Genomic DNA, 14,173 nt, shown 5'->3' with positions numbered 1-14,173 from the left:
TCACGCCTCCTGCTTGCGAAGGAACAGCAGCGACAGCAGCAGGAACGCGACCGCGATGACGGTGATGGCGACGATATCGGGCCACAGATCCGCCATGCCGAGATCTTTCGCGAACACGCCGACCGCGATCGGCTGGTACCATGCGGAAGGAAAGGTAAGGCCCATCAGCTTGGCCGTTCCCGACAACGACGACACCGGGGCGAGCAGGCCGGACAGGTTGACGGCCGGCACCATCGACAGGATCGCGGTGGCGAACACCGCCGCGACCTGCGTCTGCGTGAATGACGACACCAGCTGCCCAAATCCGGTGGTCGCGATCACATAGATGACCGTGCTGAGCAGCAGGACGAGGAGCGGCCCCTTCGGCGGCACGTCGAAGACGAACACCGCCAGCAACATCAGCGCGACGAAGCTCACGAGCGAGATCGCCACGTAGGGAAGCTGCTTGCCGAGCAGGAATTCGAGCCGCGTGATGGGCGTCGAGCGGAAATTGGCGATCGAACCGGTCTCCTTCTCGCGCACCACGGCGATCGCCGACATGATCGCCGGGATCAGGCACAGCAGCAGCATCAGGACGCCCGGCACCATGGCGTTGACGCTGAGGAACGCCTGATTGTAGCGGAAGCGCAATTCGATGTTGTCATCGCTCCAGGCCGTGGTCTTGGCCGCGCGTCTGGAGGTCAGCTCATCCCCTTCCTTGCGGATGACGCCGTTGACGTAGTTCACCGCGGTCTGGCCGCGGAACGTCATGGCGCCGTCGATGCGGGCGTCGACTTCGGGTTGCCGCTTGTTCAAGAGGTCGCGCCCGAACCCCGCGGGCACTTCGACCACGATTTGCGTGTTGCCGCTGCGCAGGCGCTGGTCGGCCTCCTCGGCAGATCGGATCGGCGGCTGAACCGAGAAATAGCGCGAGCCGTTGAAGCCGTCGAGCAACTGCCGGCTCTGCGGCGTGTCGTCCTGGTCGAACGCCGCCATCTGCAGGTTTTCGATGTCGAAGGAAATGCCGTAGCCGAACGCCAGCATGAGCAGGACCGGACCCAGCACCGCGAACGCAAGGCGGATCGGATCGCGGAGCAATTCCAGCGTCTCACGCCGCGCATAGGCCCAGAGCCGGCCGGGATTGAAGGCGTGCATCGGCGTCGGCGGGCCGGCCGCAGCCGCCGTCGCGCTCTGCTGCGGAGGCTCGACCTTCTTGGAACGGTCGATACCAGCGGCATCGGCGAGGTAGCCGACGAAGGCGTCCTCGATCGAGCTGCTGCCGCGCGCGGCAACCAGTTCCTTCGGTGTGCCGACCGCCAACACCTTGCCTGCATGCATCAGCGAGATGCGGTCGCAGCGCTCGGCCTCGTTCGAGAAATGCGTCGACAGGAAGATCGTCACGCCGTCATCGCGCGAGAGATCGATCAGCGTCCGCCAGAAGGCGTCGCGCGCGATCGGATCGACGCCCGAGGTCGGCTCGTCCAGAATGAGCAGCGGCGGCTCGTGCAGCACGGCGACGGCGAGCTGCAACCGCTGCTTCAGGCCGAGCGGCAGGCTCTCGGGCCTGCTGTCGGCGACGCCGCGAAGATCATAGCGCTCCAGCAGCAGCGCGATCCGAGCCGCGGCCTTGTCAGCCGGCAGACGGTAGAGTTGCGCGTGCAGTTCGAGATTCTGCCGGACGGTGAGCTCACCGTAGAGCGAGAACGCCTGCGACATGTAGCCGACATTACGCCGCATCTCCATGTCGTTGGCGCCCATCGGGCTGCCGAACAGCGTCGCGCGGCCTTCCGATGCCGGCAACAGGCCGGTCAGCATCTTCATCGTCGTCGACTTGCCGCACCCGTTCGAGCCGAGGAAGCCGAAGATCTCGCCGCGGCCGATGCGGAAGTCGACATGATCGACCGCGACGAAGTCGCCGAACCGCCGCGTCAGTCCTTCGGCCTCGATCGCCGGGGTCTCGTCCAGCGGCGCGACGCGCGGACGCACCACGACCTTCTCGTATCCGACGCGCTTGGCTTCCGGCAGCAGGCGGATGAAGGCGTCGTCGAGGCTGCTCTCGCCGGCCCTGGCGAGCAGCTGCTGCGGAGTGTCTTCGGCGATGATCCTGCCGTCGTCCATCGCCACCAGCCAATCGAAGCCCTGCGCCTCGTCCATATACGCGGTCGCCACGACGACGCTCATCTGCGGTCGCCGCCCGCGGATGGTGTTGATGAGATCCCAGAACTGGCCGCGGGACAGCGGATCGACGCCGGTGGTCGGCTCATCGAGAATGAGCAGATCGGGATCGTTGACCAGCGCGCAGCAGAGGCTGAGCTTCTGCTTCATGCCCCCTGACAGCTTGCCGGCAGGACGCGCCTCGAAGGGGCTCATGCCCGTGGCGCCGAGCAGTTCGGTGATGCGCGCCCGCCGCTCAGGCTCGCTTTGTCCGAACAGGCGTCCGAAGAAATCGATGTTCTCGAACACGCTGAGGGTGGGGTACAGATTGCGACCGAGCCCCTGCGGCATATAGGCGATGCGTTGCCGTATGCTGGTGAGATGCCGCTGGTCGGCCATGTCGCCGCCGAACACCGAGACTGCGCCGGACTGGATCCTGCGCACGCCGGAAATGAGGGCCAGCAGGGTCGATTTGCCGACGCCGTCAGGGCCGATGAGTCCGACCATCGCGCGCTGGGGGATCGCGACGGTGATGTCGTTCACCGCGATCGTGGCGCCGTATCGGTGCGATACGTTCACGAGTCTGGCGACGGCCTCGGTCATTTGGGCCGCGAGACCTGAAGATCTGCCGGCCAGGGCGTCTCGCTATCCGTGCGCACGATGCCCATGCCGCGCACACCGGTCTTCACCTTGCTGATATGCTCCAGCAGCATCTTCGGATCGATCTTCAGCTTGACGCGGAACATCAGCTTTTCGCGCTCGTCCTTGGTCTCGACGGTTTTCGGCGTGAACTGCGCGTCGGCGGCAACGAAGCTCACCGTCGCGGGAATCACGAACTGTGGAGCGGCGTCCAGGATGATGCGGGCTTCGCCTCCCAGCTCGAGTTTGGCGGCCGCGTCGGCCGGCAGGAAGATCGTCATATAGACGTCGGTCAAATCGAGGACGGTGAGGACCGGGGCGCCGGCGGCGACCATTTCACCGCTGCGCAAGAGCAGATACTGCACCCGTCCGATCCGCGGAGAGACGAGCACAAGGTCCTGCAGTATCGACTGGATACGTTCGACCTCGGCTTGCGCCTTGCGGATGGCAGACAGCGCCTGGTCCCGTTGCGCGAGCATCGCCTTGAGCGATGCGTCCGCCGATTCATAGTTGCGACGGCGCTGATCCAGGTCCTTCTGGGTGATGGCGCCGGTCTTGATCAATTCGCCGCCGCGGTCGAACTCGGTCTTGGCATAGTCCAGCGAACTCTGGCGCGAAGCGATCTCCGCCTCGGCCTGGGTCAAGGTCTGCTTGGCCCGGTCAACGTCGGATAGCGCCGCCTTCAGCTGGGCCTCGACTTCCGGAGACGAAACACGCCCGACGACCTGCCCCGCCTTGACGCTGGAGCCTTCCTCGACGGTGACATCGGCCAGCCGCCCCGCGTATTTGGCAGAGACATCGACCTGGGTCGCCTCGATGCGTCCGTTGGTCTGCACGATGCCGGCCGGCATCTTCTTGCCGCGGAGCCGTGCGATCATGTTGCGTACCGGCTGGGGGCGCGCTGCGGCAGAGGCGAACCAGTCAACTCCCGAACAGCAGGTCGTAGATGGTGCAAGCGATAGGACCGCGGCGCTCACGAAAGCCGCCAACAGCGTGCCGCATAGACGAGAACGCATTATGAGCCTCTTCCGAATGCGAAAACCTTCTCACGAAACGAGGTCGAATATCGCTGGCCGATACGATCCGGCCGAAAATCCAATTGTTGAAACTATGGAAGCTATTGATCCCGGCGTTGTTGCGCTGGATCAAAACCGGACCGGTCTGGCAGTCGCTCCGGCCGACGCACGCGCAGATGTTGGCGCCGGATCAGCCGGCGTCCAAGTTCCTCATTGCGATAGAGACTGAGCTGAGGCGTGCTACTTCCTGCCGCCCTTCCCGCCATGGGCGTGGCTGTGGCCATGCTCATGCGCGTGGCCGTGCCCGTGAGGATGAGAATGCGAAGCCTCGATCGGCATCATCGCGACATGGCCGTGGCGCACGCCGCGCTCGGCGATGACGTGATCGGCGAAGGCCTTCACTTCGGTGCTCTTGCCTTTCAGCACCGTCACTTCGAGGCAGCTCTCGTGATCGATATGCACGTGCAAGGTCGCCTGGGCGAGGCCGGAGTGATCGTGCGCCTCCTGCGTCAGCCGCTTCGGCAGTTCGCGCGCCGCGTGATCATAGACATAGCTCAAGGTGGCGATGCAGTTGCGGCTGTCGCTGCTCTCGGTGTTGGCGCGCTCCAGCCCACCGCGCAACAGGTCGCGGAACGCTTCCGACCGGTTGGCATAGCCACGCTGCGCCATGAAGTCGTCGACTTCGGCCAAGAGGTCGTGGTCGATCGTGATCGTCAGGCGTTGCATGCATCGTCTCCCGGGCGCACTGAAGCGCGTTTTCCACCCGCCTGAGTATGATCTTTCCACGTTGACATCATACCAGCGTCACCTTAGCGTTGTTTAACATTCGACAAGCGGGCGATCCAAGCGACCTCGCCGCAGGCCAGTCAAACGTCTGCGGCGAATGACGATGCATGCCCGCATCGGACGGTGGGGCTCGGTTACGGAATGCGTTTGCGTGGGATGGGGGCCGGTCTGCTGGCATTGTCAATCGCCCAGCAGGTCGGAGTGGCATGTGCACAAACGGCGACGGTGCCAACGGCCGACAAGCCGTCAGCCGCTGCAGCCACGCTGCCGGCGGTGAATGTCGAGGCGCCTGCGCACAGTGCCAGGCCGAAACCCCAGATCAAGCGCGAGGCGCGGCGACTGCAATCCAGCGGCACCCGCAGCACCGCGGCGACGGCACCCACGCCGCAGCCGACGGCCGGCGGTCCCTCCGGTGCGCCCAACGTCGCTTCAGGCCCTACCCCTGTGCAGAGCATGGCGAGCGAGGTGGTGATCTCAGGCGAGGAGATCAATGCGCGCCCTGTGTCGCGGCCGGGCGAAGTGCTGGAAGCCGTGCCCGGACTGATCGTGACCCAGCATTCCGGCGAAGGCAAAGCCAATCAGTATTTTTTGCGCGGCTATAATCTGGACCATGGCACCGACCTCGCCCTCTATGTCGACGACGTGCCGGTCAACATGCGCACCCACGCGCACGGCCAGGGCTATGCCGACCTCAATTGGCTGATGCCGGAGACGATCGGCCGGATCGACGTGCGCAAGGGCCCCTATTACGCCGACGAGGGCGATTTCGCGTCCGCCGGCAGCGTGCATATCGGCCTGATCGACAGCGTGCCGAAGGCGATCGCGCAGGTCACGGCCGGCAGCTTCGACTATCGCCGCTTCTTCGGCATGGATTCGACCAAGGTCGGCAACGGCAATCTTCTGATCGCGGGCGAAGCGGCGCATTACGACGGGCCGTGGACGACGCCCGACGACATGCAGAAGCTCAACAGCCTGGTGCGCTACACCCAGGGCACGGCGACCGATGGCCTCTCGATCACCGGCATGGCCTATGCCAACCGCTGGACCTCGACCGACCAGGTGCCGGAACGTGCGATCACCTCTGGCCTGCTCGGCCGCTACGATTCGGGAGACCCGACCGACGGCGGCAAGACCAACCGCTTCGCGCTGTCGACCCGCATGGCAGGGACCGACGATGCTGGCTCGTGGAAGGCGAACGCCTACGCCGTGAAGAGCCAGCTCGATCTCTACAACAACTTCACCTACTATCTTCGCGATCAGCAGGCCGGCGACCAGTTCCACCAGCACGACGACCGGCTCATGCTCGGCGCCAACGCCTCGCGCACGCTCGACGGCAGCCTCAATGGATTGCCGATGCAGACCACATTCGGCGTACAGACGCGTTACGACGATATCGCGCTCGCCCTCAGCTACACGGCCCAGCGCGCGTTCCTCTCGAACGTCCGCAGCGACAAGGTCGGCGAAGGCTCGATCGGGATCTATGTCGAGAACACGGTCAAATGGACCGATTGGCTGCGCACCACTGTCGGTTATCGCGGCGACGCCTACCAGGCACACGTCTATTCGCTGTTCAACGGCAACAACACCGGGAATGCCGGCGCCGGGATCGGCAGCCCGAAATTCCGCATGACCATCGGACCCTTCAACAAGACCGAGTTCTTCGTCGGTGCAGGCTATGGCATGCATAGCAACGACGCGCGCGGCGCCACCACGACCGAGGATCCGGCCGATCCGACCAACAAGCTCGCCTCCTCGCCGCTGCTGGTCCGCACCAAGGGCGCGGAGGTCGGCGTCCGCACACGGGTCATCCCGGGGCTCGATTCGTCGCTGAGCCTGTTCATGCTCGACCAGGATTCCGAGATCCTGTTCTCGGGCGATGCCGGAGATACCGAGGCCAGCCGGCCGAGCCGGCGCTATGGCTTCGAGCTCACCAACCATTACCGCCCGGCCTCCTGGATCGATGTCGACGCCGATCTCGCCATGACCCATGCCCGGTTCGTCGGTTATGACAGCGCGCAGGCTGCGACCTATGCTTCGCTCGCCGGTTACCCGGAAGCCCAGCTCGGCAACGCGCCCGGCAACTACATCCCGAACGCGCCGGCGATGGTGGCTTCCGCCGGCATCACGCTCGGCGAGAAGACCGGCTGGTTCGGCACCTTGCGCTGGCGCTATCTCGGCTCCACGCCGCTGACCGAGGACAATTACTTCCGCTCGACCGCGACCAGCATCTTCAACGGCCGCATCGGCTTTCGCGACGCCAATGGCTGGCGCATCCAGCTCGACGTGCTGAATCTGTTGAACAGCAAGGCCAACCAGATCTCCTACGGTTACGGCTCGCTGCTCCCGACCGACCAGCTCTACAAGGCCTGCTACGGGGCGCCGACGAGCACTGTGCCCACAGCGGTGTGCCAGAACGGGGTCATGGACCGGGTGCTGCATCCGGTCGAGCCGCTGGCGTTTCGGGTGACCGTGGCGGGGACGTTTTGAAGCGTGCTACTCTGCACCTCGCCCCTCAACCTGACGCAGCCCATGTCCGACCGCACATCACATTGGCAGAACGTCTACACCACAAAGGCCGAGACCGACGTCAGCTGGTATCAGGATGACCCTGCGACATCGCTGCGCCTGATCCACGATGCGAACGCGACGCCGGCTTCGCGTATCATCGATATCGGGGGTGGCGCTTCGCGGCTGGTCGACGCGCTGCTCGCCGCCGGGTTCCGCGCAGTGACAGTGCTCGACATTTCCGCCGCGGCGCTCGAGGTGGCGCGGGCGCGGATCGGCGAGCGCGCCGCGGAGGTGGACTGGATCGCGGCCGACGTCACCACATGGACGCCGCAGCGGCAGTACGACATCTGGCACGACCGCGCGGCGTTTCATTTTCTCACCGAGGAGCGCGATCGCCGCGCCTATATCGAGAACCTGCGCCGAGCGGTGATGCCTGGCGGACAGATCGTCATCGGCACCTTTGCACTTGATGGTCCGGAGAAATGCAGCGGGCTTCCGGTGCAGCGCTATGACGCTGCCAGTCTCGCCGGCACGCTCGGGCCGGCTTTCGAGCTGCTCGACAGCTGCAGCGAGGCACATCACACGCCATGGGGCGCGGTCCAGCAGTTCCAGTTCAGCCGCTTTCGGCTGAAGTAAGCTCGCAGCAAAAGACGCCGTTCCTCACGCGGTACGCCACATCAGGTCCGCATCATCCAGCTCGGCAACGTCGACGAATTCGGCGCCAGCCTCGTCGCAGGCGGGCGATGCGCGCGAAGGAATCGGACGCCGCGGTGTTCGCTCCAGGCGCACGGCGTCGGCCACGATCCGACGCGCGGCCCTCATGGTCCTGCACAGCAAGACGGCGCCCTCCTCGCCGCCGACCGCGAAGCCCGAGCCCAGCGCCTCGATGCGATACACTGCCATATGCGCCTCCAACCCCCGGCAACACGATCCCGCGCGCCTTGTTCCTGGCGACTGTGGCAGGTCTAGTGTCGGCCAAAGGCGGACCTCTGATCTGGTAAACGAGTGGTTAGCAGGCTCGCCGAACCGCAGCGCTCTGCCTCAAACCAGGACGTCGTGCGGGTGGGATCGCGCCTGTGCGACAGCGGCTCAATCCTCGCGGCTCATTCGTCCCGGAATTCGTCTTCCTCGTTGATCCTCTCCCGCTTCGAGCGCGCCTCCTTGCGGCTCGAGATGGAGCTCGTGAGATCGGGATCGCGCACCCCATAGCCAAAGCGGCGCTGCTGGGCGCGCGCGGCGACCACTTCGCCCGAGATCGCTGCAGGCTCGCAAATCAGACGGCGGCTGGCACGGCGCATCAGATCGACATGGATGTGATCGTAATGATAGACGTTCGATCCCGGCGCGAGCACGGTGGTGAATTCCCGGCAGGCGCCGCCCTGCACATCGCGCAGAAAGCCCTGCTCCTCCGGCAAGCCATGCCAGCCGTCCTTCACCGTGATCCGCCGGCCGTCGGCGAGCGTGAACGCGGCGATGTCGAGCGCATTGCCGAAGGCATGCTCGGAGATATGGGCGTGCGAATTGCCGTTCATGCCACGGCAGGAATAGGCAGAGATCTGCTTGATCTCGACGACGCGATTGCCGAACCAGCGCATCGCCGCCGGCTGCACCGTCTCGGCAATCCAGCGGTCGAGCACCGAGACGATCGGGCACGCCAAGGTCGCGGTCGGCTTCACCGCGACGGGTCCGACCGCCGCGACAGGATCGCCGCGCGATGGCCCGAGCCGGGGCGGCGCATCGGACTGCTGGCCATAGGGCCGCAGCGGCGCGGCCGCAGACGGCGGATAGGATCCGCCCGGCGTGCCTTCCGGCGGCAAATTGATGTCGTCCTCACCGGGCGCCGTGCCGGGCGGGTTGAGCGACAGCGGGCCGCTCGGCGCCGCGTAAGAGGGTTGCCGCACTGTGTCGGCTGGATAGGCGGCCGGCGGTTGATAGGACGACTGCGGATATGACGACTGCTGCGGATAAGGCGGCCGCGCGGGATAGGGCTGCGGCGCCGGATAGGACGACGGCGAATAGGTCGGCGGCGGCGAGCTCTGTTGCTGATTGATCGGCCAGCGCGGCTGATTGCCGATCGGAGCCGGCGGACGCAAATCCTCGTCGGCAAAGCCGTATGAGCTCGCGCTGTCGCCGAGCGCGGCCACCTTCAGCGGATAGTCCGCGCCACAAATCCCGGGCCCGGAGATCGGCTCGATGCGCACGATCTCGGCGCTTTCCTTCACCGCACCGGATTTCAGGCAGGCGATCTCGGCCTCGGCACGCCACGGTTCGCGCTCCTGGAAAAATCCACGGCCGCAACCCGCAAGCGTGACAAGGACGATGGAGCCGACGAGATACAAACGAACTCCGCGCGTCATACGCAGAGATTTGCGGCAATTTGCTTAAGGACTTGTCAATGCCGTGCATTGATACCGCGTGCCCCGCACAGCGACGGAAGTGGCAATGCGGCTGTCCTTTTTGCCGCCTCTGATCCGCTATGATCCGGTGCTCGCAGAGTTGATCGCGAAAACGGAGCCATTCCGATGACCGTAGCCGGTCGGCTGAGCATGGTCGCCGCCTATTTCGCGTTTGCATTCGTCGCCGCCATCGTGCTCGGCCTGCTCTGAACAAGAAAACTTGATCTGTTTCAGCTTCGCAGAGCTGCTGTGACGCCCGTCACAGAGCATGCTCCTGCGGGCGCCTAGGGTCGGCTTGTCGATGCCGCCGAGGAGCCCTCCATGAAATCCGTCTGTATTGCCGCTGTGCTCGTGCTGGCCAGCCAGGCCGCTCATGCCGGCAGTTCGATCGCCTTCGATGTTGACGGCCACACGATCCGCGTCACCGCGCCGCGCAACTGTCAGTCACTGTCCTGCCTGCAGATTTCCGGAATCGATCTGCAGGGCCTGACATCCGGCGGCAGGAGCGCCGATGACGACGATGCGCCGCGCACGACTCCTGCCTCTGCACCGAGCGCAGCGGCCACGCTTACCGCTCCGGCCGCTCCGATGAATCCACCGGCCACCGCCCCTGCTCCGGCGACGCCCGCGCCGGTCGCAGCGACTGCGGTCCCTCCGGCCGTTACGCCCGCGACGGCCGCCTCGACATCGGCCCCGGTCGCAACCAGCACCGCGGCACCTGTCGCGCCCGCGGTCACCGCGCCGGCTGCTTCAGCCGCCGCGCTTTCGCCTGGGCAGAACTCTCCGACCGGCCTATGGGCGACCGAGGACAACAAAGGCAATGTGCGGATCGAGCCCTGCGGCGCCAATCTCTGCGGCTTCGCCGAGAAGAGCGGCGAGAAGGTTCTCATCAACATGAAGCCAAAGGAGAACAAATGGGTCGGCCGCATCCATGATCCCGACGGCGGCGGCAATTACGACTCGACCATCGCGCTGAAGGGGCCGAATACGCTGAGGGTCCAGGGCTGCGCGTTCGGCGGCCTGTTCTGCGGCGGCCAGACCTGGAAGCGCATCAGCTAAGCGATCTTCGCCATTAGGAGAAGGCGCCGGACTGCCGGGCCTTTCGCATTCATCACGCATTCAGCCATGTGCCGCTGAAATCCGCGCGAGTCTCCCTTCACCTCCTCCCGCGGACTTGATCGTGATCGTTTTTCGGCTTGCCTTCGCAACCTGGCTGGTCGCCGCCGTGCTGATCGGCGCCCCCGCTGGTGCGGCCCCGTCGCTGCCACCGGCGGCAAGCGCGACAGCACCGGGCGGCACGCAGATCGCACAGGCGCAGCCGGCACAACAGCCGGTGACGCCGCCATCCGCTGATAGCGCGGCAGCGCCCGCCATCTCCGAGCCGATCGGCAATGTCGCCGCGCTCACCGGCACCGTCACGGTGATCCGCAACAAGGATTCGCGGCCACTCAAGCTGCGCGACGACATCTTCCTCAACGACGTCGTGCAGACCTCGGCCTCCTCCTCGCTCGGCATCACCTTCGACGATGGCACCACGTTTCACCTGTCGGCCAATGCCAAGATCGCGATCGACAACTACGTCTATAAGGACGGCGGCAAGCAGAATAGCGCCGTATTCAATATCGGCCGCGGCACGGTCGCCTTCGTCGCCGCCGCGGTGGCGAGGACCGGCGACATGAAGATCGACACACCGACCGCAACGCTCGGCATTCGCGGCACCACCGGCGTGGTCGACGTGCCCAAAACCATCTCGGCCGCAAGCGGGGCCGCTAACAACGTCGCGATCAAGCTCTATCCGGACGCGGATGGACGCGTCGGGCACATCGAGGTGAACGACCGTAACGGCGCACGGCTGGGCGCGCTGACGACGGCGGCGAGCGGCTTCTCGATCCGGCCTGGCGCGGCCGGCGCGCGCTTTGCCGCTGTGCCGATGGTGATCGCCGCGCGCGAGATCCAGCGCGACCAAGGCATCGTACGGCAGGTGCATACGACGCAAAGCGTCGGCCGCCAGATCGTGACCGAACAGCGCGCCTTCCGCAGAGCCAATCCCGGCCTCGCGCCGAACCGCAACGCGCCGCAAGCACCGCAGCGGCCGACTCCAACGCCCGGCCAGAACAACAACCGTCCGGGTGGACAGCCGCCCGTCGCGCCGAACAGCCGACAGGGCCAGCCGCAGCAGAAGCAGCTGCCGCAGCCCGATCGCCGCGGCGGCCGGCTGGATCATCCACAAGGCGGGCAGCATCAGCAGCCAGCTCAACCGCAACCGCCGACGCTGCCGGGCCGGCAGGGCCAGCGTCAGCCGCAGCAGCCAAATCCAAATGATGTGGCACGCCCGGCCGCGACCACCTTGCCTCCGCCTCCTGCGCAAGTGCGGCCCGGGGCCGCGCAACGGCTCGCACCGCGGCTGCAGCGGCCGGCTTTGCCACCGCGGCCGGCACAACAGCGCCGGCGTCCGGCGCCGAAGGACGGCCGTCAGCTGGAGCCGCGATGAGACTGCAGGACCGGAGCATCCGATCTCGGCCGCGCCGGTTCGAATTTTCGGATCAAGCGACCTTTGCCGGTCGGTCGGCTGCCGCAACGGGTGCAGCCACGCGCAACGGCAGGGACAGCCGGACCCGCAATCCCCTCGGCTCGTTCGGCATCAGCGCGATGCTGCCGTCGTGCTTCTTCAGGATCTCGTGCGCGATCGAGAGGCCCAGGCCGAAGCCGCTGCCACTGGCGGAGCGCGCCTGATCGAGCTTGACGAACGGCTCCAGCGCCCGCGCCTGCAACGCCGGCGGAATGCCCGGGCCGTCATCGGCGACCTCGATCGCAATCACGCCATCAGCCGACGCGGCCAGACTGACGACGACTTCGGTCCCGTGTTTCACGGCGTTCTCGACCACATTGGTCACCGCGCGCGCCAGCGCCCGCGGCCGGCATTCACAGACCAGCCGATCCGGTCCGCCATAGGATACGGCATGGCCGACGTCGGAGAAGTCGCAGCAGATCGTTTCGAGCAGGCTTGATAGCTCGATCCGCGACAGCTGCTCGGCCTTGGAATCGTCGCGCAGGTAATCGAGCGTCTCGTCCAGCATGCGGCTGACCTGATCGATGTCGCGTAACATCGCGTTGCGCAGCTCGAGCTGAGCGATGCGTTCGGAGCGCAGCCGGAGCCGGGTCAGCGGCGTGCGCAGATCGTGGCTGATCGCAGCCAGCATCCGCGTCCGATCGTCCAGCAGGGCGCGGATGCGCGCCCGCATCTCGTTCAGGGCCTCGCTGACCTGCACGATCTCGCGCGGCCCGCGGTCGGTGAGGCGCACATGCGCATCCGGCGAACGGCCGAAGGCTGCGGCCGCGCCGGCCACCGCCGACAACGGCTGGATGATCGCCCGCGCCACATAGATCGAGAGCAACAGCGCCATCAACACGGTGATGATCAGAGCCCCCACCGTGGGCTTCAGGAGCAGCGGCCAGATGCGCGGGCGGGGAATGTCCTCGAACACCAGCGCCCGCTCCGCGTCGACCTGGACGACGACCTGCGTCGGCGGTCCGTCGGCATAGCGCACGCCGCTGAGGACGCCGATGTCACGCTGCGCGGCAAGCTGGCGCCGCGCCAGCTGCGAGGTCCAGGGTCCTTGCTTATCGCCGCGCCCGACCGGCGTGAGCGCGGCCAACGGCGCGAGCGAGACGTTGATCCCGGAGGCGCGCGCCCCCGAGAGCACGCTCTCGACGGCACCCGCATCCTTCGCCGCCCGAATGAAATGGGTAATGTCGGCGACGCGGACGATGCCATAGGCCGGCGATTCCTGCTCGTCCGGCGGATCGAAGATCAGCATCACCGCCGCGATCACCAGCGCCACGCCGAGCAGCACCGACAGCGAGGCGAGCGCGACGATCTGGGTGGTGATGCCGAACGGCAATCGCAACCGTTTAAATTCCATCATCGATCGTCTCGACTCGTGGCGTGAAGACATAACCGCCCAGTCGGACGGTCTTGATCATGGTCCAGCTCTTCGCGCCCGGCTCCATCTTCTGCCGGATGCGGCTGATATGCACGTCGATGCTGCGCTCGACCGGCCCGGCCTGGCCGCCATGCGCCAGCTCGATCAGCTGCTCGCGCGACATCACCCGCCCGGCATTGCGACAAAACGCGAGCAGGATGTCGAACTCCGCGCTGGTCAGCGTGATCTTGACGCCGTCGGGGTCCACCAGCGAGCGCGCCACCGGCTCGATGCGCCAGCCGTCGAACGACATCGGCGGCAAGCGGCGTGCGCCTGCCGCGCCGGGATAGCCCTGGGCGCGGCGCAGCAGCGCGCGAATGCGCGCCACCAGCTCACGCGGATTGAATGGCTTGACGACATAGTCGTCGGCACCGAGCTCGAGCCCGAGGATGCGGTCGATGTCCTCGCCCTTGGCGGTGACCATGATGATCGGAACGCGCGAGGTCTGGCGCAATCGCCGACAAATGCTCATGCCGTCCTCGTCGGGCAGCATCAGGTCGAGCATGATGAGATCGACCGGCTCCCGCTGCAGGACGTCGCTCATCGCAGCGGCGGAAGTGACGAAGCGTGGCGAGAAACCGTGATCCTGCAGCACCTCGGTCAGAAGGCTGGCGATCTCCCGATCGTCCTCCACGCAGAGGATGCGCGCACTGCCCGGCAGGGCCACATCCGCAGCAGCCGCGGTCGCGTTATGTGACGACATCATGGGCGT

General features: G+C 66.1%; 11 protein-coding genes. 4 read left to right on the top strand and 7 right to left on the bottom strand.

Annotated features, from left to right (window positions below; all coding sequences use genetic code 11):
* From rbbA to nikR, 3 genes are all read right to left on the bottom strand, one after another.
* Window positions 1–2,736 carry a ribosome-associated ATPase/putative transporter RbbA gene (gene rbbA / locus QX034_RS19080; protein WP_316191085.1) on the bottom strand — a complete coding sequence of 912 codons (2,736 nt, stop codon included), beginning with the start codon at window positions 2,734–2,736 and terminating at the stop codon, window positions 1–3.
* Window positions 2,733–3,650 (bottom strand): HlyD family secretion protein, encoded by a 918-nt coding sequence (locus QX034_RS19075; RefSeq protein WP_315700974.1) that lies wholly within the window; start codon window positions 3,648–3,650, stop codon window positions 2,733–2,735. The genes rbbA and QX034_RS19075 overlap by 4 nt, the downstream gene beginning before the upstream one ends.
* 378 nt (window positions 3,651–4,028) lie before the next feature.
* Window positions 4,029–4,514 (bottom strand): nickel-responsive transcriptional regulator NikR, encoded by a 486-nt coding sequence (nikR, locus tag QX034_RS19070; RefSeq protein ID WP_315700975.1) that lies wholly within the window; start codon window positions 4,512–4,514, stop codon window positions 4,029–4,031.
* Window positions 4,515–4,715: 201 nt separating this feature from the next.
* On the opposite strand from nikR, the gene QX034_RS19065 reads away from it, so the two are divergent.
* Together QX034_RS19065 and QX034_RS19060 are read left to right on the top strand one after the other, a co-directional pair.
* Window positions 4,716–7,061: a TonB-dependent receptor gene (locus QX034_RS19065; protein ID WP_315700976.1), complete on the top strand. Its 2,346-nt coding sequence runs from the start codon at window positions 4,716–4,718 to the stop codon at window positions 7,059–7,061.
* Window positions 7,062–7,103: 42 nt separating this feature from the next.
* Entirely contained in the window at window positions 7,104–7,718 is a 615-nt protein-coding gene (locus tag QX034_RS19060; RefSeq protein WP_315700977.1) for a class I SAM-dependent methyltransferase, read from the top strand.
* A 24-nt stretch (window positions 7,719–7,742) separates the two neighbouring features.
* On the opposite strand, the gene QX034_RS19055 is transcribed toward QX034_RS19060, so the two are convergent.
* Entirely contained in the window at window positions 7,743–7,985 is a 243-nt protein-coding gene (locus QX034_RS19055; protein ID WP_315728486.1) for a hypothetical protein, read from the bottom strand.
* A 200-nt stretch (window positions 7,986–8,185) separates the two neighbouring features.
* Complete coding sequence (locus tag QX034_RS19050) at window positions 8,186–9,439, bottom strand: extensin family protein (RefSeq protein ID WP_315700979.1); 1,254 nt, start codon at window positions 9,437–9,439, stop codon at window positions 8,186–8,188.
* Window positions 9,440–9,799: 360 nt separating this feature from the next.
* On the opposite strand from QX034_RS19050, the gene QX034_RS19045 reads away from it, so the two are divergent.
* Together QX034_RS19045 and QX034_RS19040 are read left to right on the top strand one after the other, a co-directional pair.
* Window positions 9,800–10,537, top strand: a complete 738-nt coding sequence (locus QX034_RS19045; protein ID WP_315700980.1) for a DUF2147 domain-containing protein — start codon at window positions 9,800–9,802, stop codon at window positions 10,535–10,537.
* A gap of 121 nt (window positions 10,538–10,658) precedes the next feature.
* Entirely contained in the window at window positions 10,659–11,969 is a 1,311-nt protein-coding gene (locus tag QX034_RS19040) for a FecR domain-containing protein (RefSeq protein ID WP_409977738.1), read from the top strand.
* A gap of 52 nt (window positions 11,970–12,021) precedes the next feature.
* Here QX034_RS19040 and QX034_RS19035 read toward each other — a convergent pair whose 3' ends face one another.
* Together QX034_RS19035 and QX034_RS19030 are read right to left on the bottom strand one after the other, a co-directional pair.
* On the bottom strand, window positions 12,022–13,404 hold the full coding sequence (locus QX034_RS19035) for an ATP-binding protein (RefSeq protein WP_315700981.1): 1,383 nt from the start codon (window positions 13,402–13,404) through the stop codon (window positions 12,022–12,024).
* Complete coding sequence (locus QX034_RS19030; RefSeq protein WP_315700982.1) at window positions 13,391–14,167, bottom strand: response regulator transcription factor; 777 nt, start codon at window positions 14,165–14,167, stop codon at window positions 13,391–13,393. Before QX034_RS19030 ends, QX034_RS19035 begins: the two co-directional genes overlap by 14 nt.
* Window positions 14,168–14,173 lie beyond the last annotated feature (6 nt).

Source organism: Bradyrhizobium sp. SZCCHNR3119 (genome assembly GCF_032487775.1).
In the GTDB taxonomy this organism is placed as follows: Bacteria; Pseudomonadota; Alphaproteobacteria; order Rhizobiales; family Xanthobacteraceae; genus Bradyrhizobium.
Note: the sequence above shows the minus strand (reverse complement) of the source record. Positions and strands in the feature narration are given on the sequence as shown.

Excerpts from the sequence above, each read along its gene's own strand:
- QX034_RS19075 (WP_315700974.1), bottom strand. The coding sequence starts at position 3,650 with ATGATCGCACGGCTCCGCGGCAAGAAGATGCCGGCCGGCATCGTGCAG.
- QX034_RS19055 (WP_315728486.1), bottom strand. The coding sequence starts at position 7,985 with ATGGCAGTGTATCGCATCGAGGCGCTGGGCTCGGGCTTCGCGGTCGGC.
- QX034_RS19050 (WP_315700979.1), bottom strand. The coding sequence starts at position 9,439 with ATGACGCGCGGAGTTCGTTTGTATCTCGTCGGCTCCATCGTCCTTGTC.
- QX034_RS19065 (WP_315700976.1), top strand. The coding sequence starts at position 4,716 with ATGCGTTTGCGTGGGATGGGGGCCGGTCTGCTGGCATTGTCAATCGCC.
- QX034_RS19030 (WP_315700982.1), bottom strand. The coding sequence starts at position 14,167 with ATGATGTCGTCACATAACGCGACCGCGGCTGCTGCGGATGTGGCCCTG.
- QX034_RS19045 (WP_315700980.1), top strand. The coding sequence starts at position 9,800 with ATGAAATCCGTCTGTATTGCCGCTGTGCTCGTGCTGGCCAGCCAGGCC.
- QX034_RS19060 (WP_315700977.1), top strand. The coding sequence starts at position 7,104 with ATGTCCGACCGCACATCACATTGGCAGAACGTCTACACCACAAAGGCC.
- rbbA (WP_316191085.1), bottom strand. The coding sequence starts at position 2,736 with ATGACCGAGGCCGTCGCCAGACTCGTGAACGTATCGCACCGATACGGC.
- QX034_RS19035 (WP_315700981.1), bottom strand. The coding sequence starts at position 13,404 with ATGATGGAATTTAAACGGTTGCGATTGCCGTTCGGCATCACCACCCAG.
- nikR (WP_315700975.1), bottom strand. The coding sequence starts at position 4,514 with ATGCAACGCCTGACGATCACGATCGACCACGACCTCTTGGCCGAAGTC.